Raw genomic sequence first — 21,280 nt, forward strand, 5'->3', positions numbered from 1 at the left:
GATTAAAAATGGAATTACGGTTTTACAAATACGGTTTTAATAGAAGTAAAAAATTCAATTGCAGCTTGCCCTTGCTCACGAGAATGAGAGCTAGATTGTTTCATTCCTCCGAATGGTGCTTGCAATTCTACTCCAGCAGATTCCGCATTGATACGCACAAGGCCAGCATCCATCTCACTTACGAATGAAAGCATACGCCCAATTGATTTCGTAAAAATGGAAGCACTCAGTCCAAACTTTACATCATTTGCAACATCCAGTGCTTCTTCTAACGTTTCAACCTTCATAAGTGCAAGTACTGGACCGAAAATTTCCTCTTGAGCAATAGTCATTCCACTAGTCACATTTTCAAATATAGTAGGCTCCACATAAAAACCATCAGCCAGCTCTCCTTCATCTAGACGCTTACCACCATAAGCTAACGAAGCCCCTTCTTCAACACCTTTTTCTACGTAGGCGAGTACTGTGTTAAGCTGGTCTTCACTTGCACAAGGTCCCATCCAAACATCTTTTTCGAGGCCGTTCCCAACTTTTATTTCTTTCACTTTATCAATCAGCTTTTCTTTAAACTCTTCATAAATTTTACTTTGTATAATTACCCGACTCGTAGCTGTACATTTTTGGCCAGTGGAACGCAAACCTCCACTAATAGTTGCCTCTACTGCTTGTTCAATATCAGCATCGTTAGCAACGATAACTGGATTTTTCCCTCCCATCTCTAATTGATATTTTGCACCACGTTTTAGTGCACCCAAACCAACTTGTTTACCAACTGCATCGGATCCTGTAAATGTAATTCCTTTAATATCTGGATGATCAATAATGCCTTGTCCAATAACAGAACCAGAACCCGTTACCATATTAACCACACCACTTGGCAAACCTGCCTCTGCAAAACATTCCATAACTTTTGCAGCAGTAACTGCTGCTTCTCGAGCTGGCTTCAATATGATAGCGTTTCCATATATAAGCGCGGGAGCAATCTTCCAAATAGGAATAGCTACTGGAAAGTTCCAAGGTGTAATAACACCCACTACCCCAAGGGGAGCTCGAGTCGTGTACATAAATGCTTCAGAGTCTGTTGAAGGTAAAACATCTCCTATCTTTCTTAGACCCTCTCCTGCATAATAGCGTAGAATTGCAACGCCTCTTGCAGTTTCACCTTTTGCTTCTGAGAATGTTTTTCCCATCTCGCAGGTCATTGTCTTTGCTATTTCATCTAAGCGCTGCTCAAGCATATTCGCTACTTTATATAAATACTGACCACGATCGGCCCCCGATAGTTTGCTCCAAGCAATTTGAGCTTTTTTAGCAGAATTGACAGCCCTATCTAAATCTTCTTTTCCAGAGTGCTGTACATACCCCACTACTTCATGCCGGTTGGCTGGATTAATGCTGCTATCAACTCTCTTAACAGAACCAGGTACCCACTCGCCAGCAACATAATTTAAATACATTTTTTCTTCCGTTTTTATACTCATCGTATTTTCCTCCATATATCTAAATTAAAAGTTATTTAATTCTTAAATTTCTGATATTTCAAAATAGAAAAGTAGTTTAATAATTAAGTTTGAATTTATTTAATTAGACCGAAATTTTATTTGGTAACGTTACACTATTTTTTAATATACCAATACTGGGAATTTCAATTTCAATCTGATCACCCTCTAATAATGTAAAGTCATTTGGTGGTACAATACATGTGCCCGTTAATAGTACGGTCCCATCAAAAATTTCATTATCACGAGCTAAGAAGGAAACCAATTCTTCAAATTTTCTTTTTAATTGACGCGTACTAGCTGTTCCTTCTACTACAAGGTTTTCATGGCGATAAATACGACATGTAATATCAAAGTTATATGGATCTTTTACGGATTCCGCGAGAAGAATAGCTGGTCCAATAGAACAAGAGTGCTTCCACATTTTTGCCTGTGGAAGATAAAGCGGATTTTCTCCCTCAATATCACGGCAGCTCATGTCGTTTCCAATTGTATAACCAAGGATTTCGCCTTCCTGACTAATAATCAAACCGAGTTCTGGTTCAGGAATTTGCCATTTAGAGTCACTACGAATATAGACTTCCTGATTAGGTCCAACTGTGCGAGCAGCTGTAGATTTAAAGAAAATTTCTGGACGTTCTGCGTCATATACTTTGTCGTAAAATGTGGTAGCGTCTAAATTTCCATCTGTAGCTTCATAGTTTCTGGCATCTCGGCTCCGTTCGTAAGTAACTCCCGAAGCCCATACTTCTTGGGCAATAATAGGTACAAGTAGTGAAAGCTCTTCAATAGATTGTGGGATAGGCTTTGACTCAGAAATCATATTTTGAACAAAAGAAAGGGGAGAAATGTTTTGTGCGTGCGCTTGGTGGATTAGTTGCATAAACCCTTCCTGCTCGAGGGGGTAAACTATTCCCTCTGATGTAAGGGCTGCCAAAATGGGTTTTAAATCTTCACTCAAATATCGAATAATACGCATAGAAAAACCTCCATTTGTTTTATAATATAAAACCTAGTTTTTTAATATAGACAAAAGAGAAGGGACCCTCTTTATTAAATCGGTATCCCATGTCCCATCTGCTCGGATAATTCGGAAGCTGCTTGTTTCAGTTGTTGAACGAAAATACCTAACTGGATGTCATCTACTCCTGCTATAAGTGTAGAAAGGCTTATAGCAGCTATAACTTGATTGTCGTGGTTTCGAATAGGTGCTGCAATACAACGAACACCAGGTTCATTTTCCTGATTATCAACTGCATAGCCCTGACTTTGAACTTTTTTAAGTTCCTGCAAAAATTCAAATTCGTTTGTAATAGTGAATTCAGTTTGCTTAGTGTACTCATATCCAGCTAAAATTTTTTCTATTTCATCTCTTTCTTTAAAAGCTATTAGAGCTTTTCCTACTGCAGAACAGTGAAGTGGAATTCTTTTTCCTATTCGGGAATAAAGAATAACCGCCAACGGACCTTCTACTTTATCAATATATGTTCCTGCTTTACCATCTAAGATGACTAAATGTGTAGTTTGTCCTGTTTTTGTTGATAAGTCTATCAGATATTTTTTAGCTAATTGTCTAATATCTAAAGACTGAATAACATAGTTTCCTCTTTCGAAAAGTTTCATCCCTAGCCCATACTTTCCATTCTCGAGGTTTTGACTAATATAGCCACGTTGTTGAAGTGTTTTCAATAATGAATGAACAGTACTTTTATGAAGACCCATCTGATCACTTATATCTGTTATCTTTAATTCTGTTGTATGTTCATCAAAGAGGTCCAGAATACGAAGGGCGCGATCTACTGATTGAATAATAGGCATGGAGTTCCACCCTTTTGTTTTATATTATAAAACTTGTTTTTATTATTACAAACAATTTTATAATATAACTATAATGCCTATTATTCAGAAAAGTCAAATGCTTTTTTTAACTTAATCAAAATATAAAAGTCTATACCTCAAACTGAAATTAAGAGTTAGCATTTCATGAACACCTTTTAACAAAATTCTCATAGTAATTCTTAAAAGAATGTGTACAAAATAGAACAGGAACATTTAAACAAAACCTAGCATATTTCATTTCATAGAAGAATAACAGAACTCATTACTGGAATAAAACGATTGAAGCATTAATTGTAACAAAATAAAAAAGTGTAACTGACCATAGCCAATCTTTTTATGAATACGATATTACCTTATATCTCTCTTTATATTTGTCCTCAAATTTCCTAACCTGATTTTCTGTATAAAAATGTGCTACTTTATATTCCTCATTATTATAGGCTTCTGCAATTCTAAGAGGTTGTTTAACATCTTTTGGATAGTAAGTTGGCATTATTGTAGATATACGATTATAAGTCAGAATGCCTGTCTCTTTGCTTTTTTCACGATTTAATACATAAAGCCCTTTAAATATCGCTTCAAAGCGTCCAGAAGAAGTTTTAGCATATGCAAATAGTGCAATCTTCTGATTCAGCTGATACATTCTTTTCTGAAAGTAGGCTTCGTTCTCTTCTGGAATTGTATTATATTCAATAAACAGTTCTTCATTTTCAAGAAGTTGATTGTTCCACGTTTCATTAGGGAAAAATTTTAACCTTTTAATATCTGTATCTTCTTCAAACTTGTGTGGTGCTCCGCTTTTTTGAATTCCGTGAGCATAGCCAGCTCCAAACACATTGCAACAGTCTGCGACTAATCTTAAAGAAATATTATCGTCGGCATCTATATATCCTTGTTCAATATACGTATTTGGATCGTATTCCTTCTCCACATCCCATGGAATAAACCCTTTCTCCTTTGTTAGTAAATTAATTTTTTCTACTATCTGGTCAATCTTTTCGTGAATCTTTTCAAGAGATTCAGTAGCATCTATTCTGATAAATTCACAATCTAAGGCATTTACAATATCGTTTTTTCTAATTTCGTCTAATGTTTGATTTATATTATTCTTATGATGGGCTTCATCAATTTCAATGGCCAAATTAAACTGTGGAAAATACAAATCAATTAATCCGTATTCAACCTTTTGGTGTTTATTTGATCGTACTACATACTGTTGAGTATTTATTTTTATATCGTAATTATCAAGCAAATGCCAGATCCTTGTAATGATATAGTTTTCATCGTTTTTTTTATTCGTTTTCGCTAATTGTCTTTTAATATAGTCATACTTGTTCATTACTTTTCTAGATCCTCTCTTTTTCCTCTACTGTAGCACTATAAAAATGAATGCCTAAATAACCATATCCAAACGATAAAGACAGTGCAACTCTTTTGATGAACCGTCTACTGGGCCTCGCCTTTGTAATTCACCCCTCTTGTTGCTATAAGTTTCTGCTAAGTATTTTGATATACATACGTACACACTATTTTCAATATTTATATATTGGTAAAATAATTTATATATACAAAAATTAACCATCAAACATATCAAGGCTTAATTTCAGGATAATAAGTCCTTATTAATGTATATTAAGCAGTTTGATCTAATCTATTATTAAAATAAGGAAATTTAATATTGTAATATAACTATTTATATGTAAAGATTAAACATGCATTATAAATACATAATAAATGCATGTTTAATGGTACAGGAGGAAATGCACTAAAATGAAAAAATTTTTTAAGATTGGCTGTTTAGGATTTATTATTCTGATTGCACTTATTGTAGTAATTGCTGTCGTAGCATCAGGTGGAGACGATAGTGGTTCTGGATCTAGTTCTAACTCTTCAAAATCAGAAGAACAAAAAGCTCATAAAGTGGGAGACACTTTTACAGTAGATGATAAAGCGAAAGTTTCTGTAACAAAAGTAGAGGAAAGAGAACAAGTTGGAAACCAATATGCAAACAAAAAAGCTTCTGAAGGCGGTACACTTGTTGCTATTCAATGGACTGTTAAAAACATCTCTGACAAACCATTAGGTGCTTTTTCAACCCCAACAATTAACCTCGTTGATGAAAAAGGTACAAAATATGACGCTGATATTGATGCAACATCAAATTATGCAGTTGAAACTAACATTGATAACTCTAAGATTGCAAGTGATTTAAATCCGGGTATCAAAGTTACAGATGTTGACGTATTTGAGGTTTCAAAAGATAGTTATGCAAAAGGTAAATGGTACATTGAAATAAACGGAAGTAAAGTTCAAATTAAATAATACTTTTCCATACAGTAAAAGCTCACTAAACGTTCAACATTTAGTGAGCTTTATTATGTTATCTATATCCTTGAGAGAGTATATTGGGAAACGGTCTTTTTTTCTGTAGAGAATGTTGAATATTAAGGAGATATTATATACTACTTCAGACAAATGCAATTTCGAAATTATAAATAGAGTCCTTTAATATAAATAGATGCGATATTCTTGGCAATTTGATCTACAGGGTGCTCATATTCATTACGAACAATTTCCCAAAGGTACATTTCATTGGTGAAAAACCATCCTCTTGCTACTAACTCGTTATGTACATTTTTACGTGCTAATCCATTGCGCTGCGCATAGGCAATGTCTTGGGAAATTCGTTGAATAAACTTTTCCTGAATGTTTTTCCATTTCTCTGAAACGAGAGGAGAAATACAGGTTTGAAATATTCCCACCTAACACTCTGTCTGCAACTTCTTCACTAGTTGCACTTGAAAAATTTGCGTGTCTTGAATACCGGCTTTTTGGAGTTCCTGTTTAAAGGATTCTCCTTTTTTAGTTTTAATAATTAACAAATCTATACGAACTCCACTCCTCACAAAATGGGATTAATTCTGCTTTACTTACTTTCATTAATAATAGAGATATTAAGAGAAAACTCCTCAAAACTTACTTGTCCCAAGGCAAGCTTCATACTTTCAACAAATATACGTTCATTTTTAGTTAGTTCACGCTTTGCTTCCTTTTCAATCCATTCATGCTCAACGTCTAAAACATCTAACACATGCTTTTGTTTTGAAAAAGCCTCATAGTATCTTAATCCAAACTTTCTTTGGGAAACGGCATCAATATGAATGCCATCTGGATTTGCTGTTAAGCCTTTTGATGTTACAAAATAACAATTTTTTTCAGTATGGGCAACTTTAGATAATATCTGGTTTATTTGTTTATATTCTACGGCGCTTTTTCCAAATCCGACGTCTCCAAGGTAATGCCCCAACTCACCGATAATAATGGGGATATCTGGTGCATTCAATTCTTCTCTCAAATATTTAAACAATGAAAGCAGTTTATCTTCATACGTCTTATAACGTTCTCTGTAACTGTCGCTTTCTCCTTGATGCCATAGAATTCCCACTAACTCACTTGTTTCCATTGCGAATTTTGCTTCAGAAATCGCGTGTCTTGTTAATAGTCCTTCAATTGTCCACTCATCAATTGAGCTTCCTCCTTCGGCACATGGTATTACCCCAATGGACTCGCCCGGATGATCCTCTGTCCAAGCTTGGGCAAAAGAGGCTGCTGGCCCGACGCCAGATATGTGACGATCAAAATTAAGTGGTTCTGCCATTGTTTGCCATCTACCGTTTCTCAACATATGTATATGCTCATTATAAATCGGCGGTACATCCTCAATAAATCCTCTGCCTGCCATATTTGATTGTCCAATTAATAATATAGATTTCATAGAAATACCTTCTTTCTCTTCCATGTTGATCACTTTTTTCTAATTTGCTCGTGCTTATACTTATAGAATTAGTTACACTCTCATATATAGCTTAATTGATGGTTTCAAGAGCTTGTTTCAAATAATCCATTTCAGAGGTTATATCATCTATCTGTTGGTTTAACTGACTTACTTTATCAAGAGTATTCCGTGCATCCAATAAATTGATTTCTAACATCAAACGGCTTGCTTCACTCTCAAGCTTCAATCTCTTTGCAAATAATACCTCGTGCTTTTTTATAATTTCCGATTTTAAATTTTCACTATTGTTTTCTTCCATACTTCTACCTCACTAACTTGTAATAACAGTATTTTATTGAAATGTAAATTTCCCTATATAATTTAATAATTACCTACAGGGAGGTTTATAACATGGTTAAAATCCCCTTTTTCACCTACAGGAAAACCGCATTTACATAAGAGAAATAATAGGAACCAATTAAAATAAATTCCATTATTCGCTTTCCTTGGATGGCGTTCATAAGTTTTTAGTGTTGGCATTTAAATACATACTGAACGTTCAGAAGCTCCCCTAACTGTCAAAAATAAATGAATTATTCCAAAATAAGGGAAAAACGAAATCATTTTGTTTTTTTTGCAGGAAAAGAAAGCTCAGTATATAAAGATAACAGTATACATCAAAAAGTGTTGAGAAAATGTTATGATCATTTTCTATCAGCACGAGATCCATAATTCGAGAAAAGAGCTTATATTAGTCCGTGTCTTAAGTATGCCTATTATATAGAATGGGTTACTTAGTAAATAAGGGAAGGTGATTTATATGTTAGGGGAAGAAGATTTAAAAGTAAATTGTATATCAGCTGCTATAGGTTTACTAATCCAACATAATATCATCACTCACCAGGAACTGGACAAACTAACTAAAACAAATTATCACGTTTTTTATCATTTTCTCATGGATAAGCTAATTGAAGAAGAGTTTAGTAAGGATAGGGTTGTACAAACATAAGTGCTTCAACAAAAAAAGAAGCGCAAGATCCAAATCAGGAATCTCCTATTTCAAACGTAATTCGTATAGGGCTCCTTACATATTAGACATATATAATATGTAAGGGCTTTCTTGTTCAACAAAGCCTCCTATAGTTTAAATGTATTTCTTCACAGTCTATCATTTTAAAAGTCTTTTTATCAAAGGAAGCCTGCCAATATTGTTACAAAAAAGTCCTCTCCTCGTTTCAGGAAAAGAACTTATATGCAGTGAATTTTACAAGCTACTTCCAAGTCTGATCAAGTTTATCTGAATAGAAATGTAAGGCTTTTTTATAACTTAGTATTTCATTGTCATTTGTTGTATTTAGTAAGCATTTCAGTAGCAGTTCCATCGCTTTGCTATGCTCTTTTAAATTGTATAAGGTCATGGAATAAAACACTTTAATTACGTGATTATCTGGGAATAATTCCATTCCTTTTAAAAATGTCTTTTTTGATTTTTCATACTCCCCCAAGGCTCTATACGTGCTGCCCAATCCCACTATTGCCCCTTCCATATCCTTAGAAGGTAATCCTATCTTTATGGCATTTTCGTAAAAGGGCACTGCCTTTTCTTCTTCTCCTAATACGTCAAAGCTCCAAGCACATTGATAGTTATATAAAGCATTGTCTGGAAATTCCTTAACTAATTCACTTAGCAATTCGTTAGATTCTTTGTGATTTCCATTCTTTCGTAACGCTAATGCTTTATCTAGTTTGTTATTCATTATCTAAATCTCCAGCCCTTCTTTTTCCCACTATTTATCTCTTAACATCCTTCCATATCCAGAAATCCAGCGTATTTGTACACTTTATCTAGATCTATTTCTTGCTTTAACTATCCTTAATGTTTAATTTTTAAAGACTAACCCATTGTTCTGCAAAGCTTCTCTAAGTTTAGGTAAAGAAGCCGGCCCTATACCGTGAAATTGTAATATCTCTTTTTCACTAAATGTTGATAGCTGCTGCAAAGAAGTTATCCCGTTGTTTTCCAGTGCTCGTCTTGCTGGTGCTGATAGCATGGAAAGAAATCCATCTTCAGGTTTGCGTTCTTGCTCACAAGTTGGGCAGGTCGGACAACTACTGCTTTTATAATATTTGTGTCCTTTATGACAGATTCTTAGATTTCCTTTTTGGGTTTTCATTTTTAACCTCTCCTTTTCTCAAGAATTTTTTTAGCTTTTATCCCCTGCCACTTCTTCAATGGATGGTTTATGAAGGAACAAAACATCATACGTATAGTAAACTCATTATCATTAAATACTTATCAGTCTCGTTTTAGATAGTGCAGTTCCATTACAAATTATGCTAACACCTCACATGTTTGCGTTTGAAACCAATCCGTCCTCTATCTATATCCTTTTGAATGTTTTCGGAAGCAAGAAGAATACTACTTTTTTTCTTATCCTTCTTAACTTCGACTGGACCTACTGTCTTTGCAGTTTCAAGGGCCTTTTCATGAAGTGGCAAATATGAAACACCGACTGTATAGATAAAATTATTCATAGCCGATTTCGTTCGATCTGGAGAATCGTGAATCGTATTTTTCACTTGATTAAGCATATCAGCAATCTTGCTTGTGCTAAATTCATCGTCAGGACGATTACCCAAAAGCCAGCAGTAGCAACTCCAACCTGCCGACATTTTAAGTTCTTCACCGCTTGCCACCCATCTATCAGCAACAGCTTGCGCAAAATCGGTTTCTGACAAAGTTACTGCAACTACATAATCGGATAGCATGTAGAAATACGCTTTATCAATCCAACGCTCAAAATCCTCCGCAGTCATCTCTGTTGGGTCTGCAATGATACCAGCAAAATACATAGCATCATAATTGCCAGACGCATAAAGCTGCTCGGCCAAAGCCTGATTTTTCTTGATTTTCTTTGCAATCGGCTTCATTTTTCCTGTTGCTACTCCAAAAAGTGGATCGTGTGCACCATTGTTTATGTAAGTCTTTTTAATTCGTTCCGTACCAAGCGCTTCAAGTTCTTTCATAACCATTTCAAAATCCATCTTTCTATACCCTCCTTCTTCTCCGTTCATAATCTACTCTTTATTTCCGCCAAAAAGTTGAACAGTCTTTCTTATCTAACATATTAAACTCGATTATTTTCTTAAGTAATTCATAGTTTACTGGCTCAGTCCATAAAATTCGAAACAGACCTTTGGTAGCGCTGTATCCAGCCTGGGTGATGTCATGATTAAAGTGCGCCATGCCTGTTTCTTCAGGTGAAACGCTCAAATGATGTTTCGCTGAGGCAAAGCCGATGATAAATGTTCCATGATCAGTAAACATTGGAGTATTCCATTTAATTTGTGGTTCCAAATTCGGGAAAGTATTAGCAATCCAAGCCAAAACCTCCTCTGTTCGGTGACGGTGGTCAGGGCTATCTATACGCGCTAAATATTCTGCAAAAACTTCCATAGTATCTTCTCCTCAAATAAATTTTTTTAATCTACTCTACTTTTATACAAATCAAACATCAATCGTTCATTTAACCTTATTTCATTTTTAACTCAAATACATTAACGATTTATATTAGCGATGTTTTAAATAAAATGTACTAATCATTTAATCCTTTTCCATTAAGAATGTTCGGAATGCATTTTTCAACCCTTGATGCTCGAGTCTTAGATTGTTTGGCCGCAGAAAAATGAAGAATATATGCTCTTTGCCGTCCTGGAGTCAATGTAGTAAAAGCATCTTTTAGAGCAGGTATTTCATCAAATTTATGCTGTAGCTCATCAGGAATAATGAGTTCTTCAGGCTTTTTAGCTTTGACTTTTAATCCGGCTTTTTCCACCTCAAGGGCCTCATAAATATAAGCTTTTAAGATAGCTTCCTTTTCAGCTATTTCTTGCACATCGGTAAAGCGAATTTGTCGCGCCCCTTGTACATTCTCCGTTTGTTGAATTAGAATACCATGAGAATCTTGTAACAGAGAACCTTTAGGAAATAGTAGCGCACAGTATTCTTTGAATCCATGTATTAAAACAATGTTTTTTTTATCAAACGTATAACAAGGGTTCATCCACTTAAAATCTTCGGTCAACTCACAATCAAGAACAATCTTTCTCAACGTCTCATATTCTTCTTTCCACTTTTTAGCTTTAGTTAAAAATTCATCAACCTTAGGATTCATTTTGCTATTTGTCATCAAGGAACACCCCTATTCAATTTTTTAATCTGTGGCTCTAGCAATGATATAGTCAGCCGTCAATTCATTTAATGGTGTTACTATTCTTCAAATGTAGGAAATGCCCTTCTTCAATTGACTTGATAGTTATTAAAATTATAAATATTTCAAGCAGGAAGTTAGGATTTATTTTATCTTGAATATGGTCTTTCTATGATCCTGCTTTATACGTTTCAAGCGCAGCTCTATTTTTCTATCTAACATTTTATGTGCGGTTTGGAAAGTTACACATATGAACAGTAAGATAATAGCAATAATTATAGCGTCTGGCACTTGAAAGCAAAAACATAATACTGCTAAAAGAAAGGATATAGTACAAGTAAAGTTGATTACCCATTTTCTATTTCTATGAGCTTGAAGACTTTTTTCAAGCAGCTGCTTTTGTCCTTCTTCCCTTTTTATATCTTCTGAATTATTGAGTGTAGAGTTCAATGTTATTTCTCCTTAGAAACTAATTTTATATAATTTTTATCTTGGTTATCTTTTCCCTTTAAGATGATAGTATAATTGGATGTTCTTAAAGAGAAAGCCAAATTTAATTAATCGTTTTGGCAAGCGCATAGGCTTCTTTCGCGCTGATTATAATATCCTCCAACAATCTCATTTTCTCCTCTTCTTCAACATTTACATTTAATATAGAGAAACAAAACAAAACAAAGCAAGGAATGCCTTCATGTCGGTACATATAATGACTCTGTTTGATAGCTACTCATACTAGATTCAAAGAACCTACAAAAAAAGAACATTAGTTCTCTATATTATATAGGAACAAACGTTCTTTTTTCAATGAAAACTCTAAAGTTTTCCATATTATTTCTATGAATAACGTCGAATCTATAATAAAGAATATTTTAATTGTTGGACATCGTTCTACAGGCATTATTAATAAACATTATATAATTGTAGAAAAAATATATAGCTTCCTTTCAGATTATTGATTTTCTTTAATCATAGTTAAACCAAGGTCACTACATGAATACATAGCTGTATATAGATTGTATCTTTAATGTAAAATATTATTTTTTGGTAAATTTGGATTTTTTATTACATTTATATGATAATATAGACAAAAAAGGAGGGTAATATGAAAAAAATACTTAGTTTAGTTACATTATTTGTTTTTTCTATGGGAATAGCTTTACCAACGTTTGCAGAGGCGGCTTCGCAAAAGTTAATTCAACCAATTAATAATGCACGAATTACAGCCGGATACCTCAACACTAAATACCAACAAAAGTTTGGCTTCAAACATTATGGTTGGGATTTAGTCTCAGCAACAAGTAATCGTACAGTTTGGGCAAGTGGTAAAGGGAAAGTTTTAGCCACTGGATATGATGGGGTTCTAGGTAATACGATTATAGTAAAATATCCTCAAGCATACATTCATAGTACAAAAGCGACCAAAGACATTGTAATTCGTTATAATCACCTTGCATCAATAAAAGTAGCAAAAGGTCAAAGCGTCACAAAAGATACGTCTTTAGGTATTTACGGAAACACAGGAAAGTATTCTACAGGAGCACACTTACATTTTGAAATCGATACAGATACTGTAAACTATCAATACTCTCCAACTTTAGGTTCAAGTTCTAACATTATCAAAGCAGGTACAGCTAGCACTGTGCTTTCTCCAAAGAGTGTCTTGTACACTAAGAACTCTGCACCAGATAATCAGCAAATTTGGATTTTAGGTGATGGCTATCAATCATCGACTGAAGATAATTTACCTATTTTCTAATAGAGGTTCGTTTTTAGACTGTCTTATTTGAGACAGTTTTTTTGTGTCCAAGTTATTGACTCAAGTCTAGTATGTATGTTCTCTTTATAAGGTATACTTCTAAGGAGAGGAGCAGTGATTAATATGCATTATAGTAAAAGAAATCAAGAACCTCCGATTCAAGAGGAAACAGAAATTTGGGAATGTACAGTAGAAGAGTGTAAAGGCTGGATGAGGAAAGACTTCTCTTACGATAGTCATCAGAAATGTCCTTTGTGTAAAAGTCAGATGGAAGCTAAAAAACGGCTTATTGATAAAATCCCCCGTAATCCGCATAAAAAATAATATAAACCTATGCTTTCTAAAAGATTAAACACTATTTATCCATAAAGAAGTCTTGGTTCCTATTTGCTTTCTATTTCTGTTGTATGTTATAACTAGTTAACCTTGTACCAATCGTCTTGTCTAAAACCCAGGCTTTTTTAAAGCCTGGGTTTTTCTATTGAACCAATAGTATGCTAATTATGAGACCATAAAAAAAAGACCCCTTCACAGGAGTCTTTTTTTATCACTTTTAATTATGCTTTGTGAACGTTAGCAGCTTGTGCTCCGCGTTGACCTTGCTCGATATCAAAAGTAACTTTTTGACCTTCTTCTAATGATTTGAAACCTTCACCTTGAATAGCACTGAAATGAACGAATACATCTTCTCCGCCTTCAACTTCGATGAAACCGAAACCTTTGTCTGCATTAAACCATTTTACTGTACCTTGTGTCATAATGTTGCCTCCTGCTGTGGAATACTCCACAAATGTATTACTAATCTTGCCCAAACATACTATTTCAAGATAAAAACTTCTACTTAGGGTTTTTTCTTTTCTCAATATACCGAACAAAAATAAGTTATCTGTAGTGTAACACATAGTAGGATTGATAGCAAACAAGAAAAATATCCCCTTCAACAAGTTCTACCTATTCATCTTTCCCCTACCAAGACTTATGGTAGGCATATGTAGCATAGCTTATAAATGCTCGAGCATATTGAATATGTATATATCTCCATTTATTATAGCTATTCATGATAATTCACTATTTAACCTTTCTTATAAATAAAGGATATATGTAATCCAAAAAACACCTGTTAACTTTACTGAATTATAAAGAGGCTATTGGGATATTCTATTTAGGGAAGAAGGAAAACAAGTTATTGATTACAACTAATCATTACAAAGCTTCTTACATTTGGGATGAGGTGTCTACAGCAGGCCTATTTCAGAAAACCTTATTGTAAATCGATGTATGTTTGATTCATAAGGGGATGGTAGTCATGAACGTAGTAAGAATATATATAATGGGTAGACAATAATATTCATTTATCACTGTACAAATGAGGTGTTTGTCCCAGACCAAGAACGATTTCGTTCACATTGTATATTTTTTTAGTTCAATGCTTAAATGAGGTGTTTGTTAAAGAGAATATACTTTTTCAAGTGACTGTTTCATTAGGCAATGGAATTACGTAAATGAGGTGTTCCTTAAAGATCATATGCTGCATTAAAAGCTGATTTTTCCTTCTTCACATGACGGGATGCATAATCGTTTGCATCTCGTTTTTGTTATACATACTATCTAAGGTATACTGGTTTATTTGTATGTAAGGCTTCCATTAAGGTGTACGGAGTTTTCTTTAATTGTATCCATTTCAATGGATGGTTTATGAAGGAACAAAATGAGGTTAAGCGGTTTAATCGATGTTCGCTTTGTATAGTGATTCAAAACAAAAAAATAGCCAACGTAAAAAGCCACTTGTATAAAACAAGTGGCCTTTTGCTACGTTAGATATGAGACTTTTATTTTTCTATACAAAGATTGCTCTGAGCTTGTTTAGTCTGTTTTCGTTTAGATAGAACGTTGTCGGCAACAATTACTACGACAGAAACGGCAAGAGCAAAAGCACCAATCCAAGGAATATAATTCAACAATCCATTTTTGACAGCAACACCGCCGATACCAGCTCCAGCTGCCATTCCAAGTTGTCCAAAAGCACTGTGTAAACTAAGTACAATGCTTGCTGCAGAAGGAGCAAGGCTTATAAGCTGAAATTGTATTGGCGCGCCGGAAGACCAAGCTGAAAGCGCCCAGAAAATAAGCAATACATAGAAAAGAAAAGCAAATTGACCGATAAACGGAAATAGCAATAGTGCAATAGCATGGAGTAATATTCCTCCAGTTAATGTACGAAATGATCCCCACTTATCTGTACTAAAACCTCCTAATTTGGATCCAATAGCGCTAGCAATACCAAATATAAAGAGAGCTGTAGTTACCCCTTGATTGCTCATTCCGAATGTATTTAAGAAATACGGTGAAATGTACGTAAATACAATGGAATATGAACCTAACCATAGAAACGTAATGAGCAAGTATGCTGAGATACGTGGTTTCATAAGAAATTTAAACTGCTCACGCAAAGGTACAGGTTCTTCAGCAACTGTTTTTGGTATAGTAAACGACGCTAAGGCGGTGAAAAGTAATCCTACTACACCAAGCCCAATGAATATTAAATTCCAATCATAATGCGAAGCCACAACTCTTCCTATAGGTACACCTACAACCAAAGCAGTACTTTGCCCCGTAACAACTGTAGCAATCGCACCTCCCTGCTTTCCTGGAGCTGCTAAAACTGCAGCAAGGGTTAAAAGCGTAACTTGAATAACGCCGGCACTAAGGGCAGAGATGATTCTAGCTGCCATTAGCATTTCATAACCTGTTATAATCGCAATAAGAATATTGATGACAGAGAAAACGGTTAAAGCATAGACAAGAAGTTTTTTTCGTTCCAGTCGAGCAGTCATAGCAATTAGAAAAGGTGTCCCTGCTCCAAAAGCTACTGAGAACACGGTAATTAGCTGTCCTGCAGATGAAACTGAAATGTTATTGGCCTCAGCAATTCTGTCTAAGATTCCGGCAATAACATATTCTGATGTACCATTAAGAAAACTAATGGCAGCTAACAAATAAATTTTCCACATATTTGACAAAATAAATCACACCTTTTGTTTTTATATTTCTGTATTTCTAGAAATACAGATTTAAGTTCGTAAATTAACCGAGTGTTTGAAAAGTTCACTGTAAAGAGCTAATCTTTGCGCGTAGACAACGTGACCTTTACAGTTTCTTAAAAGATGTTTTATAAAGGTGACACACCATGAATTTAACGCGCTTATGATAACGATAAGTGATTTGCTTTAGCCTTTTTATCTAAAGTACCAGTAATGGATATACTCATAATTTAGATGAGGATACCTATTAAGCAATTTAGCCATAATCCAGACAAGAAAGATCATACCCCTTATTTCTATATTTCCTTAAGTATAGAAATAAGAGAAATTACTCCATCACATATGGAGCATACTTTTCAATTAACTCACGGTCTAGGCTGTAGTATATATATGTGCCTTCTTTATAAGTACTCAGAAGTCCGCAATCAGTTAATTGTTTTAAGTGATGGGATAAAGTTGATCCAGCAATTGATTCAAGTTTTGTCCCAATATCCGAACAACATAAATTTACTTCATTAGCAAGCAACCGAGCAATTTTTAATCGTGTTGGTTCACCGAGTGCTTTATATATTTTTATCGCCTGCTGTAACTTCGAGTTATTCTCTATTGTTAGCACCCCGCTTTCCTAAATCAATTAGATACATCATATGAGTACAAGCTAACATTACAGTAGCAAATACACTATTGAGATCTCATTTACTAAAGCCAAATGCACTTTAAAAATAAAATCCTCAAAACAGTACTATAAGCACAAATGAAAATAATTTATTACAATCGCTAATCCTAATTATCTTCGGTTAATTTCTTGAAGTTTAATTCTCTTTCATGATACATTGGATTCTAATACAAATGAAATGCATATTAATTATACAGGAGATAACAAAATTGATATGAACAAATCACAAATTGAACTTATTGTCCGGATATCAGAAACAGGAAGTTTTACAAAAGCCGGTGAAGAGCTACATATGACACAACCTGCGGTAAGTCGCGCTGTAGCAACAATTGAATCGCAACTAGGAACGAAGTTAATCAAGAGAGATAAGAAGAACGGATTATCTTTTACAGATGTAGGAGAGCGCATATTAATTACTTTTAGAACAATCCTGAGTGAATTACAAAAAGTAGATGAATTAATTGTGGCTGAACAGGGGTTAGAAATTGGGAAGGTACACATTGGCGCTTACCGAACTGCTTGTACGAGGTTTATTCCTAAGATCATACGTACAATGGAAAGTCAGTATCCTGGTATAGAAATCAAGCTTTCGGAAGGTAGTGTAGATCAAGTAAAAGAGTGGTTACGTTCCAAATGCATTGATGTAGGAATTATTATTCCTCCTGATAAAGATTTTGACACCGTACCTTTGATAAAAGATCAACTGATTGTACTTATGCACTCAAGCCATCCTTTATCTCAGAAAAAAACAATAAGTATTCCTGACCTACAAGGTGAAGATATACTAATTGGAAAATGCGGTTATGAGGTACAAATTCATGCTTTATTCAACGAGTATAACTTGACTCCTAAAGTACGGTTTGAAATGGATTATATAGAGACAGGATTAAGTATGATACAAGAAGGATTAGGAATTACCATTACAACGAAACAAAATATTTGGTGGTTGCCAGACCAAGTCGTTTTTCGTGAATTAAAACCAGATACGTTTAGAGATATCAATATAGCAGTGGTAGATAGTAAAGATACATCCAAAGCAACAGATGCCTTTATTCAAACAGCTCTCACTCTTTTTGCTCAAGAAGATGCTTAAATAGCACTTAAAGAAACATGTGTTGCTATTTAGTGCATATAAAAAAGACAGCCGGTTGATTCAAAAAGTGGCTGTCTTTTTTCTTTCTACTATTTTTAATCGTTGTTGACCAAACAAAAGGATGATGGAAGAATCCGTATACGATCCTGATTAGAGAAAGGAATATTCAGTAACACGGCTTATTGTATACCGTTATATACTTTGTTTAACAATGTCTTTAGTTGAGTATTTTCTTCATCACTTAATTGACGCGTGACGAAGAGGTGAACGTCTTTAACTAAAGGTGAAAGAGTTTCCTTTAACTCTTCTCCCCTTTCTGTAAGAAATAGATAGTGTAAGCGACGATCTCGTTCACTGTACATTCTTTTTATGAGTCCTTTTTCCTCCATCGCATAAATCATTTCTACAATAGTTGTTTGTTTCTTATCAATTGCTTCTGCTAGTTCTGTTTGGGTTATCCCTTTGTGAGAGTCTAGAACACTAATGATGCTCCATCGTACTGGAGTCATGCCATAAGGTTTGAGCTTTTTCTTGAAATAATTCATTGCTCTTACATCTGTACGATGAATAAGATGACTTGTTAAATCATGTAAATCCATAACGTCACCTCAGAAAGATGAAAAAATATGTATTAAGCTAATAATCGAGTAATATAAGGCTTTATTAGTAGGCGATACCCACGCGTGATTCTATATAATCGCTACTATTCATCTGATCAAATGCATTCATGGGATCTCCCCCTCTTGCACACAGTAATATCACTCTACGTTTTAAAAGTTGTTATATGAGCTTTCTCAAAAGTTAAAATAAAAACCACGATTTACTTCGTGGTTTTTATTTCACAGGTAGGCCCTCTGCTTTACCCTTAGCTGGTTTGGTAATTTTCCACCCTAACAAGATAGCAATGAACCCTATAATTATAAGAAGATATAACGTCGGAACAAAACTTCCTAGATAATCATGAAGAAATCCAATTATGAACGGGCCGACTGCACCGATCATATATCCGATTGCTTGAGTCATTGCTGACCAAGTACTTGCTTCCATAGGGGAAGATGCCATATCTAATGGTAACAACAAAGTTAGCGACACCAGACCACCGGCACCAACTCCTAAACATATACTTGAAACAATAGGTGTTACGTTTGTAAAACATAAAAGAGATAAACCAATTATTATACTTAAGGTAAAGGCTGTAATCCAAAACCTTCTGCTCGGTAGCACTTTTAAAAGACTAGGTAATAAAAGCGTAGCTGGTAGCTGTGCAATCATAGCGATTGTACCTACAAGACCACCAAATGCTGGCGTCCACCCTTTTTCCTCTACAATGGCTGGTAGCCATGCTGCAAAACAATAAAATAGAAGAGTTACAATCCCTACAAAAGAAGTTAATAGCCAGGCTTTTTTATTTTTTAACGGTAAAGAAACCTTCGTCTTTTGTGAAAAATTACTCGCAGGAATACGAGATTGTTTTATCACCACAAGCCAAAGTGGAATAGCGAGTAGCGCAAGAATACTCCAAAATGCTAATCCATTTTTCCATGAATGATTGAACCAGTGTTGAAGTGGTGTCGTTAGCCCAATAGAAATAGATGCACCCACTACCATTGAAGTAGAGTATATGCCTATCATCGATGCTGCCTTGTCTGGAAAATGACTTTTAATGAAACCAGAAAGCAAAGGGCTTACAACACCAATTCCTGCACCAATTAATAAAGCCGTTATTAACAGGTAAATTGAGGAATTTGTAAAGGCCCTTAGAAACGTTGCAATACCTATGCAAGTTATAGCAAAAGTAATCATCTTCTCTGGTTGATAGCGATTTGCTAAACGACCAGCAAATAACGAACAAAAACCAAAACATACTAAAGGAATGGAAGTGAGCAAACTAGCTAAAGTTGAACTCATACCTAAATCCTTCGTTATTCCATGCAATACTGGGCTAACTGAAGTTAGACCCGGCCTAAGGTTAAATGCAGCTAGTATAAGTGCAAGTAGAAACAATTTATGACGATTGACCATACTAATTACCTCCGGTTGATTTCTTGAAGTTTAATTCTCTTTTATGGTACATTAGGTTCCAACATAAATAAAATGCATATTAATTATATGGAATATAACAAAATTGATATGACAAAATCACAAATTCAACTTATTGTTCAGATATCGAAAACCGGAAGTTTTACAAAAGGCGGTGAAGAACTACATATGACACAGCCTTAAGTATGGTACAAGAAGGATTAGGAATTACGATTACAACAAAAAAAAACTACTTGTCACTGCCAGAACAAGTAGTTTCTCGAGAGTTAAAGCCCAACACGTTCAGAAAAATTAATATAGCAGTGCTAGGAAAGGTACATCAAAAGAAACGGATGCCTTTATCCAAACGGCTCGTGCCCTGTGTACTGATGAAGATGCTTAGATATTTTTATCACTTACCTAATAAAGGAATGCTCCTATCAATGCTCCCCATTATCCGGCTTTACCTCTAGTTTCTTCGACATTATAAACTCACTCATATGTTGAAAACCATATAACAGAAGTTGTCTAACAGTCAAAATGGTTACGTACTGAAAAGGATTAATTTTCTTAAACTTAAAGATGCTGCCCTTTTTTAATTTAGGTACAACTACAAATGTAAATGTAGTATGAATCATAAAGTTTACAGCTATATACAGAGGCAATTTACGGTATGTGGATTTAAGCACCCACATAGATACAGTAAAAAAGGGCCCCCATGTCCACACATCTTCACCAGGAATTTTCGGATGTATGCTTTGTTTAAAAGACCAAAAATTCTTTCTCTTAGCATAAGAATTAAGGTATTTAGTTACCATACAAATAGCAATGGACGCTGGAAGAAACCGTTTAAAATCTTTGCCTTTCATAAATGAAAAGCTGGACCAACAAGTGATAACTAACAGTATTAAAAATAGTCTATTCTTTTTCATGATTTTATACACCTCTCTATTTTAAGGTGTACATCTATTCTAAAATTACACAACGAATTATCTTAAGAGCATGCTGCCTAAGGATTATAATATATAATCGGTAAAAATTCGAACAAACTATTGACGATGTTTTCTTGTACATGTTGCCTCATAGTTGTATGCACAATACTTCCTGAAATTTTCAATTTTTTCTTACCAGGTACTTCTAAGGATACTGTCTCTCCACTTGGATATATTAATTCTTGTGGAGGTGATAGTAATGGAAAACAAATACTCTAACAAGACAGCTTCAGGAACAGATGTACAACACGTGAAGCAAAAGAATGCTCAAGCATCTTCTGGCAAATACGGTACGGAATTTGCTAGCGAGACTGACGTACAACACGTTAAACGTCAAAACGCTCAAGCAAACAAAAACCAAAAATAATGTTAAAAGGGT

25 protein-coding genes are annotated in these 21,280 nt (G+C 34.7%); 6 read left to right on the forward strand and 19 right to left on the reverse strand.

The features are described 5' to 3' along the window. Positions 1–14: 14 nt before the first annotated feature. The 4 genes from gucD to CEQ83_RS17470 form a co-directional block, all read right to left on the reverse strand. Positions 15–1,481 carry an alpha-ketoglutaric semialdehyde dehydrogenase GucD gene (gene gucD / locus CEQ83_RS17455; RefSeq protein ID WP_098113261.1) on the reverse strand — a complete coding sequence of 489 codons (1,467 nt, stop codon included), beginning with the start codon at positions 1,479–1,481 and terminating at the stop codon, positions 15–17. Between the two features lie 103 nt (positions 1,482–1,584). Then, on the reverse strand, positions 1,585–2,478 hold the full coding sequence (locus CEQ83_RS17460) for a fumarylacetoacetate hydrolase family protein (protein WP_108674813.1): 894 nt from the start codon (positions 2,476–2,478) through the stop codon (positions 1,585–1,587). A 74-nt stretch (positions 2,479–2,552) separates the two neighbouring features. Beyond that, on the reverse strand, positions 2,553–3,317 hold the full coding sequence (locus CEQ83_RS17465) for an IclR family transcriptional regulator (RefSeq protein ID WP_098113263.1): 765 nt from the start codon (positions 3,315–3,317) through the stop codon (positions 2,553–2,555). Between the two features lie 355 nt (positions 3,318–3,672). Beyond that, the gene (locus CEQ83_RS17470) at positions 3,673–4,677 is read right to left on the reverse strand and encodes an AbaSI family restriction endonuclease (protein WP_098113264.1); all 1,005 of its coding nucleotides are present in this window, start codon (positions 4,675–4,677) and stop codon (positions 3,673–3,675) included. 431 nt (positions 4,678–5,108) lie between these two features. Between CEQ83_RS17470 and CEQ83_RS17475 the strand changes: the two genes are divergently transcribed. Next, complete coding sequence (locus CEQ83_RS17475; protein ID WP_108674814.1) at positions 5,109–5,660, forward strand: DUF4352 domain-containing protein; 552 nt, start codon at positions 5,109–5,111, stop codon at positions 5,658–5,660. A 167-nt stretch (positions 5,661–5,827) separates the two neighbouring features. Here CEQ83_RS17475 and CEQ83_RS17480 read toward each other — a convergent pair whose 3' ends face one another. The 3 genes from CEQ83_RS17480 to CEQ83_RS17490 all read right to left on the reverse strand — a co-directional run bounded on the left by CEQ83_RS17480 (position 5,828) and on the right by CEQ83_RS17490 (position 7,432). Continuing rightward, a complete protein-coding gene (locus CEQ83_RS17480) occupies positions 5,828–6,100 on the reverse strand; it encodes a hypothetical protein (protein ID WP_372491966.1) in 273 nt (90 codons plus the stop codon). A gap of 164 nt (positions 6,101–6,264) precedes the next feature. Then, positions 6,265–7,113: a sialate O-acetylesterase gene (locus tag CEQ83_RS17485; protein WP_108674870.1), complete on the reverse strand. Its 849-nt coding sequence runs from the start codon at positions 7,111–7,113 to the stop codon at positions 6,265–6,267. 91 nt (positions 7,114–7,204) lie between these two features. Further along, positions 7,205–7,432 carry a hypothetical protein gene (locus CEQ83_RS17490; RefSeq protein WP_098999710.1) on the reverse strand — a complete coding sequence of 76 codons (228 nt, stop codon included), beginning with the start codon at positions 7,430–7,432 and terminating at the stop codon, positions 7,205–7,207. Positions 7,433–7,933: 501 nt separating this feature from the next. Between CEQ83_RS17490 and CEQ83_RS17495 the strand changes: the two genes are divergently transcribed. Further along, the gene (locus CEQ83_RS17495; RefSeq protein ID WP_014458940.1) at positions 7,934–8,122 is read left to right on the forward strand and encodes a hypothetical protein; all 189 of its coding nucleotides are present in this window, start codon (positions 7,934–7,936) and stop codon (positions 8,120–8,122) included. Between the two features lie 262 nt (positions 8,123–8,384). On the opposite strand, the gene CEQ83_RS17500 is transcribed toward CEQ83_RS17495, so the two are convergent. The 6 genes from CEQ83_RS17500 to CEQ83_RS17525 form a co-directional block, all read right to left on the reverse strand. Next, complete coding sequence (locus tag CEQ83_RS17500) at positions 8,385–8,870, reverse strand: tetratricopeptide repeat protein (protein ID WP_108674815.1); 486 nt, start codon at positions 8,868–8,870, stop codon at positions 8,385–8,387. Positions 8,871–8,993: 123 nt separating this feature from the next. Then, the gene (locus CEQ83_RS17505) at positions 8,994–9,287 is read right to left on the reverse strand and encodes an RNA polymerase alpha subunit C-terminal domain-containing protein (protein ID WP_098999708.1); all 294 of its coding nucleotides are present in this window, start codon (positions 9,285–9,287) and stop codon (positions 8,994–8,996) included. 163 nt (positions 9,288–9,450) lie between these two features. Continuing rightward, positions 9,451–10,158, reverse strand: coding sequence for a DNA alkylation repair protein (locus CEQ83_RS17510; RefSeq protein WP_108674816.1), 708 nt, complete (start codon positions 10,156–10,158; stop codon positions 9,451–9,453). 40 nt (positions 10,159–10,198) lie between these two features. Further along, positions 10,199–10,570 carry an iron chaperone gene (locus CEQ83_RS17515; RefSeq protein WP_098999706.1) on the reverse strand — a complete coding sequence of 124 codons (372 nt, stop codon included), beginning with the start codon at positions 10,568–10,570 and terminating at the stop codon, positions 10,199–10,201. A 139-nt stretch (positions 10,571–10,709) separates the two neighbouring features. Beyond that, entirely contained in the window at positions 10,710–11,303 is a 594-nt protein-coding gene (locus CEQ83_RS17520; protein WP_098999705.1) for a YdeI/OmpD-associated family protein, read from the reverse strand. 165 nt (positions 11,304–11,468) lie between these two features. After that, entirely contained in the window at positions 11,469–11,774 is a 306-nt protein-coding gene (locus CEQ83_RS17525; RefSeq protein ID WP_098113272.1) for a hypothetical protein, read from the reverse strand. 652 nt (positions 11,775–12,426) lie between these two features. Between CEQ83_RS17525 and CEQ83_RS17530 the strand changes: the two genes are divergently transcribed. Then, a complete protein-coding gene (locus CEQ83_RS17530) occupies positions 12,427–13,080 on the forward strand; it encodes a M23 family metallopeptidase (RefSeq protein ID WP_014458934.1) in 654 nt (217 codons plus the stop codon). Positions 13,081–13,203: 123 nt separating this feature from the next. Beyond that, a complete protein-coding gene (locus CEQ83_RS17535) occupies positions 13,204–13,404 on the forward strand; it encodes a cold-inducible protein YdjO-related protein (protein WP_033580116.1) in 201 nt (66 codons plus the stop codon). 233 nt (positions 13,405–13,637) lie between these two features. Here CEQ83_RS17535 and CEQ83_RS17540 read toward each other — a convergent pair whose 3' ends face one another. From CEQ83_RS17540 to CEQ83_RS17550, 3 genes are all read right to left on the reverse strand, one after another. Beyond that, positions 13,638–13,838: a cold-shock protein gene (locus tag CEQ83_RS17540; RefSeq protein ID WP_033580115.1), complete on the reverse strand. Its 201-nt coding sequence runs from the start codon at positions 13,836–13,838 to the stop codon at positions 13,638–13,640. Between the two features lie 1,071 nt (positions 13,839–14,909). Next, complete coding sequence (locus CEQ83_RS17545; protein WP_223546692.1) at positions 14,910–16,091, reverse strand: MFS transporter; 1,182 nt, start codon at positions 16,089–16,091, stop codon at positions 14,910–14,912. A gap of 358 nt (positions 16,092–16,449) precedes the next feature. Then, complete coding sequence (locus CEQ83_RS17550) at positions 16,450–16,728, reverse strand: ArsR/SmtB family transcription factor (protein ID WP_080963365.1); 279 nt, start codon at positions 16,726–16,728, stop codon at positions 16,450–16,452. A gap of 283 nt (positions 16,729–17,011) precedes the next feature. On the opposite strand from CEQ83_RS17550, the gene CEQ83_RS17555 reads away from it, so the two are divergent. Beyond that, complete coding sequence (locus tag CEQ83_RS17555; RefSeq protein ID WP_167387329.1) at positions 17,012–17,890, forward strand: LysR family transcriptional regulator; 879 nt, start codon at positions 17,012–17,014, stop codon at positions 17,888–17,890. A gap of 179 nt (positions 17,891–18,069) precedes the next feature. Here CEQ83_RS17555 and CEQ83_RS17560 read toward each other — a convergent pair whose 3' ends face one another. The 3 genes from CEQ83_RS17560 to CEQ83_RS17570 form a co-directional block, all read right to left on the reverse strand. Next, positions 18,070–18,489, reverse strand: coding sequence for a MarR family winged helix-turn-helix transcriptional regulator (locus CEQ83_RS17560; protein WP_098112504.1), 420 nt, complete (start codon positions 18,487–18,489; stop codon positions 18,070–18,072). Positions 18,490–18,724: 235 nt separating this feature from the next. After that, positions 18,725–19,912, reverse strand: a complete 1,188-nt coding sequence (locus CEQ83_RS17565; protein ID WP_098112503.1) for an MFS transporter — start codon at positions 19,910–19,912, stop codon at positions 18,725–18,727. A gap of 437 nt (positions 19,913–20,349) precedes the next feature. After that, positions 20,350–20,841 (reverse strand): hypothetical protein, encoded by a 492-nt coding sequence (locus tag CEQ83_RS17570; protein WP_098999703.1) that lies wholly within the window; start codon positions 20,839–20,841, stop codon positions 20,350–20,352. 259 nt (positions 20,842–21,100) lie between these two features. Between CEQ83_RS17570 and CEQ83_RS17575 the strand changes: the two genes are divergently transcribed. After that, a complete protein-coding gene (locus CEQ83_RS17575; protein ID WP_033580113.1) occupies positions 21,101–21,268 on the forward strand; it encodes a gamma-type small acid-soluble spore protein in 168 nt (55 codons plus the stop codon). Positions 21,269–21,280 lie beyond the last annotated feature (12 nt).

Source organism: Priestia megaterium, from assembly GCF_009497655.1.
GTDB lineage: Bacteria > Bacillota > Bacilli > Bacillales > Bacillaceae_H > Priestia > Priestia zanthoxyli.

What these genes read in the sequence shown, in the direction of transcription:
- gucD (WP_098113261.1), bottom strand. Translation starts at nt 1,481, where the DNA reads ATGAGTATAAAAACGGAAGAAAAAATGTATTTAAATTATGTTGCTGGC.
- CEQ83_RS17460 (WP_108674813.1), bottom strand. Translation starts at nt 2,478, where the DNA reads ATGCGTATTATTCGATATTTGAGTGAAGATTTAAAACCCATTTTGGCA.
- CEQ83_RS17465 (WP_098113263.1), bottom strand. Translation starts at nt 3,317, where the DNA reads ATGCCTATTATTCAATCAGTAGATCGCGCCCTTCGTATTCTGGACCTC.
- CEQ83_RS17470 (WP_098113264.1), bottom strand. Translation starts at nt 4,677, where the DNA reads ATGAACAAGTATGACTATATTAAAAGACAATTAGCGAAAACGAATAAA.
- CEQ83_RS17475 (WP_108674814.1), top strand. Translation starts at nt 5,109, where the DNA reads ATGAAAAAATTTTTTAAGATTGGCTGTTTAGGATTTATTATTCTGATT.
- CEQ83_RS17485 (WP_108674870.1), bottom strand. Translation starts at nt 7,113, where the DNA reads ATGAAATCTATATTATTAATTGGACAATCAAATATGGCAGGCAGAGGA.
- CEQ83_RS17490 (WP_098999710.1), bottom strand. Translation starts at nt 7,432, where the DNA reads ATGGAAGAAAACAATAGTGAAAATTTAAAATCGGAAATTATAAAAAAG.
- CEQ83_RS17495 (WP_014458940.1), top strand. Translation starts at nt 7,934, where the DNA reads ATGTTAGGGGAAGAAGATTTAAAAGTAAATTGTATATCAGCTGCTATA.
- CEQ83_RS17500 (WP_108674815.1), bottom strand. Translation starts at nt 8,870, where the DNA reads ATGAATAACAAACTAGATAAAGCATTAGCGTTACGAAAGAATGGAAAT.
- CEQ83_RS17505 (WP_098999708.1), bottom strand. Translation starts at nt 9,287, where the DNA reads ATGAAAACCCAAAAAGGAAATCTAAGAATCTGTCATAAAGGACACAAA.
- CEQ83_RS17510 (WP_108674816.1), bottom strand. Translation starts at nt 10,158, where the DNA reads ATGGATTTTGAAATGGTTATGAAAGAACTTGAAGCGCTTGGTACGGAA.
- CEQ83_RS17515 (WP_098999706.1), bottom strand. Translation starts at nt 10,570, where the DNA reads ATGGAAGTTTTTGCAGAATATTTAGCGCGTATAGATAGCCCTGACCAC.
- CEQ83_RS17520 (WP_098999705.1), bottom strand. Translation starts at nt 11,303, where the DNA reads ATGACAAATAGCAAAATGAATCCTAAGGTTGATGAATTTTTAACTAAA.
- CEQ83_RS17530 (WP_014458934.1), top strand. Translation starts at nt 12,427, where the DNA reads ATGAAAAAAATACTTAGTTTAGTTACATTATTTGTTTTTTCTATGGGA.
- CEQ83_RS17535 (WP_033580116.1), top strand. Translation starts at nt 13,204, where the DNA reads ATGCATTATAGTAAAAGAAATCAAGAACCTCCGATTCAAGAGGAAACA.
- CEQ83_RS17540 (WP_033580115.1), bottom strand. Translation starts at nt 13,838, where the DNA reads ATGACACAAGGTACAGTAAAATGGTTTAATGCAGACAAAGGTTTCGGT.
- CEQ83_RS17545 (WP_223546692.1), bottom strand. Translation starts at nt 16,091, where the DNA reads ATGTGGAAAATTTATTTGTTAGCTGCCATTAGTTTTCTTAATGGTACA.
- CEQ83_RS17555 (WP_167387329.1), top strand. Translation starts at nt 17,012, where the DNA reads ATGAACAAATCACAAATTGAACTTATTGTCCGGATATCAGAAACAGGA.
- CEQ83_RS17560 (WP_098112504.1), bottom strand. Translation starts at nt 18,489, where the DNA reads ATGGATTTACATGATTTAACAAGTCATCTTATTCATCGTACAGATGTA.
- CEQ83_RS17565 (WP_098112503.1), bottom strand. Translation starts at nt 19,912, where the DNA reads ATGGTCAATCGTCATAAATTGTTTCTACTTGCACTTATACTAGCTGCA.
- CEQ83_RS17570 (WP_098999703.1), bottom strand. Translation starts at nt 20,841, where the DNA reads ATGAAAAAGAATAGACTATTTTTAATACTGTTAGTTATCACTTGTTGG.
- CEQ83_RS17575 (WP_033580113.1), top strand. Translation starts at nt 21,101, where the DNA reads ATGGAAAACAAATACTCTAACAAGACAGCTTCAGGAACAGATGTACAA.